Annotated in this window: 4 protein-coding genes; all 4 read left to right on the forward strand. The window is 34.7% G+C overall.

The window, feature by feature from the left end; translation table 11 throughout:
• Positions 1–539: 539 nt before the first annotated feature.
• The 4 genes from JST56_02085 to JST56_02100 all read left to right on the forward strand — a co-directional run bounded on the left by JST56_02085 (position 540) and on the right by JST56_02100 (position 3069).
• Positions 540–1205, forward strand: a complete 666-nt coding sequence (locus tag JST56_02085; protein MBS1987758.1) for a hypothetical protein — start codon at positions 540–542, stop codon at positions 1203–1205.
• Positions 1205–2044, forward strand: coding sequence for an agmatine deiminase family protein (locus JST56_02090; GenBank protein ID MBS1987759.1), 840 nt, complete (start codon positions 1205–1207; stop codon positions 2042–2044). The genes JST56_02085 and JST56_02090 overlap by 1 nt, the downstream gene beginning before the upstream one ends.
• Before the next feature lie 47 nt (positions 2045–2091).
• Positions 2092–2325 (forward strand): hypothetical protein, encoded by a 234-nt coding sequence (locus tag JST56_02095; GenBank protein MBS1987760.1) that lies wholly within the window; start codon positions 2092–2094, stop codon positions 2323–2325.
• Between the two features lie 348 nt (positions 2326–2673).
• On the forward strand, positions 2674–3069 hold the full coding sequence (locus JST56_02100; protein MBS1987761.1) for a hypothetical protein: 396 nt from the start codon (positions 2674–2676) through the stop codon (positions 3067–3069).
• The last annotated feature ends 59 nt before the right edge of the window (positions 3070–3128 follow it).

Here is a 3128-nt window from a genome sequence, read left to right on the forward strand (position 1 = left end):
CAATAATTATTTGTAGGAAACATCAAAATGTAGAAACATATTTCAGTAATAATGGGAACGCTTGAAATACAAAGAAAAAGATCAAAATGATTAAAAGCATTTTTTTTTCAGACAAGCAGTCGAACGGAATAAAATATTCAAGCCATCAATTTTTCAAGAGAGTCAAGAATGATATTTATAGAATTTCTAATTTTTTAGAATACTAAATTTCAAGACGAAATGCCACTACACACAACAAGGGTTTTATGCAAGTGGGGCGGGACGGAACTCGTTGGGCGGTAGTTCTTTGTTGGGCAGGTAGGCAGACATTTTACTATCAACATTTATTCATACTTTCAGCAATCAAATAAAAAATGGGTTGACCGTCGGTTGGGCTGAAGGAATACTAATCCCCACCTGCATAAAGCCCCAAACGTTACCTGCCATTAGCGCAAAACTTCACACTATGAGCAGATTCGTTTAGGAAGAACAAGAGTTTAAAAGCCTATTTATAATTACAAAAGGAAAGCAAAATCTAAATCATTAAACAACCATACACGATGAACATTAATTTTGAAAACAAAGAAACTATTTTACAAAGCATTCAAAAAGTTGCGGAGAAAATTGCAAATAATACTATTCTAACTATTAATGATGCTTTATATCGAATTGTTGATTTTGAGTTTTATTTATACACAAAGAATAATGTGTTCCAAGACCCCCACACGTACAAAAACGATTTACAGTTTCAAAATAACAAACTTTATTTACACGGCTCTGGAATTGACATTACTGTGGGCGATGGAGAAAATCACGCAGGCATTTTATTGCGAAGCGTAATAAAATTAGGAGAAGCTCCAGAAAGTGGCTTTATGATTGAACAATATGACGGCCCACAGAAAGTTGCGACTGAACTTTTTTCTAACTTAAATCCTTTAGACAGTAAAAAGCTAAATAAAATTGATTTGGATTTAGTCAAACATAATCAGGACGCTTGCCTTTATCCAGCTACAAAACTTCTAAAAACCAAAAGAGTTGGATTAAACAGAAAAATAAGCGATGCTGACAATGTGTTTTTGGACTTGCCTTTAAGATACATTGCAATAGTTCCAAAGTTTAAACAAACTATTAAAAACAAGGAAGGATTGCTTGACGAGCAGGTAGCAAATGGTAGTCTGAGCCAGGAAGAAGCCACGCAGATATTAGGTTACAATAAAAAAAGCTAATGGTTACAGATTCTGAAACCAATTTTACTTATTTGGCAGATTCGTTGCCAATTATGTACCCCGACTTTTACAAGCGATTTGAAAAACTTTTAAAAGAATGTGATATTGAAACCGCTTTATTGCCAGACACAAAAGATGTATGGGCTGTAGATTATATGCCTATTCAAATTGATAAGGATAAATTTGTTCGGTTTTTGTATCGCCCGCCGTATTTGACAAAAGATAAAATATTGATAAAGACAATTTCTGATGTAGATAGTATCTGTGCTACAATTGGAATCAGCAACGTCAAATCCCCCATTTTAGTAGAAGGTGGTAATGTTACACGTTGTAAAAATAAAGTAATTATGACTCAACGTGTTTTTAAAGACAACCCAACTTATGAACGTAGTCCACTCATAAGAGAACTTTACAAACTTTTACAAATTGAAGATTTATATTTTATTCCTGAACAACCCTATGACTTTACAGGTCATTCAGACGGCATGGTAAGATTTTTTGATGAACAAACACTTTTAATAAATGACTACAGCAAGGAATCCAAAAGTTTTCAAAAAGCATTTGAAATTGCAATACACAAAACTGGACTTGAGTATATCAAAATCCCTTACAATGTTTATGGCAACAAAAATAACGACCAAGCAAAAGGAGATTACATCAACTTTCTGCAAGTGGAAAACACTGTTATTGTTCCAACCTTTGGATTACAGGACGATGATAAAGTTTTAGGAATGTTTGAAAAGATTTTTGCAGGACAAAGTGTAAAATCCATTGAAAGTAATGAAATTGCAAATGAAGGCGGTGTATTAAATTGTATAACTTGGAATATCAAAAAATGAAAAGAGAGTTAATAGTTCCTGATGGATGCCAACCCCAATATGCAGAAATGTTGAATACGCTTATTGAAATTAGGACGACCATTTTTAGGGAAATTATTGGACAACTAACAATGGGTGAATGCAGCAATCTTAGTGATGATATGTACGGGTATCCTTATGATTATGAACTATACTCTAAGGACAGCCTTGATCCAACAGTTCAAAAACTAAATGCACTTTTGGAAACAGTAGAGAAAACATTTGACGATTTGGTGAACGAACACACTGAGAACGGCAGGTAACATTGGCTTGCTACAATGCTGGCGGACGAATAAGAGTTCATCATTTGATCTTTGTTGGGCATTGGTTCGGGCAGACGGAATTCCATTGAACATTTGTTTAAAACTTCAACATTTTATTTATAAATTGGGATTCGGTTCCGGCAGGACAAGCTATGAAAGCCAGCACTGCAGCAAGCCCAAACGTTGTAGGTAACCTTAGGACAGAGCGTAAAAGTTCAAAAGGCACTATGAAACTTTTTTTTTGTGCTACACTTGCCGACAAAATCCAAATTCATGCGACACTTGACAAATGTTATCTTTTTATGTGTGACAGCTTTCAACATTTTTAGTTGTGCGAGCAATCGGAAGTTGATTGAAAAAACTCAGACTGAATTTGGAAGTATAAAATTTTATGTAGTTAACACATCAAGTGACAAATCTAACGTAGACAAAATTTACGCTGACGTTGACAGCAATGGCATTAAAAGGTTTTACAGTTTTTACCCCGACAAAGTAGTAATGACTGATGAACGAACAAAAGCGCTGTCTTATACCGTGACTTTTCAGCAACTACCGGAGAAGTATGACAGCAATATTTTTCATGGGTTCTCAAGGTGGGACACTTTGGTTTTCTCCAAAGCCAAAACATTTTTTGAGACTTCTGGTTATTCTCGTTTGAAAGCGTTAACGGGAGCAAAAAGTTATGAAATCGAAGTGAATTATGTGCATGGTTTTCCAAAGAATAAAAAATTTGAACCTCTTTAGAAAACAGAGTGAACAAGTTGAAGTTTGTTATAAGCACCCAAATTGCAACAGGACGAAAG

The sequence above is a fragment of the Candidatus Dependentiae bacterium genome (genome assembly GCA_018266175.1).
Lineage (GTDB): Bacteria > Babelota > Babeliae > Babelales > RVW-14 > JAFEAY01.

Bases quoted from the DNA above. Each gene is read 5' to 3' on its own strand.
- JST56_02085 (MBS1987758.1), top strand. From the start codon at position 540: ATGAACATTAATTTTGAAAACAAAGAAACTATTTTACAAAGCATTCAA.
- JST56_02090 (MBS1987759.1), top strand. From the start codon at position 1,205: ATGGTTACAGATTCTGAAACCAATTTTACTTATTTGGCAGATTCGTTG.
- JST56_02095 (MBS1987760.1), top strand. From the start codon at position 2,092: ATGTTGAATACGCTTATTGAAATTAGGACGACCATTTTTAGGGAAATT.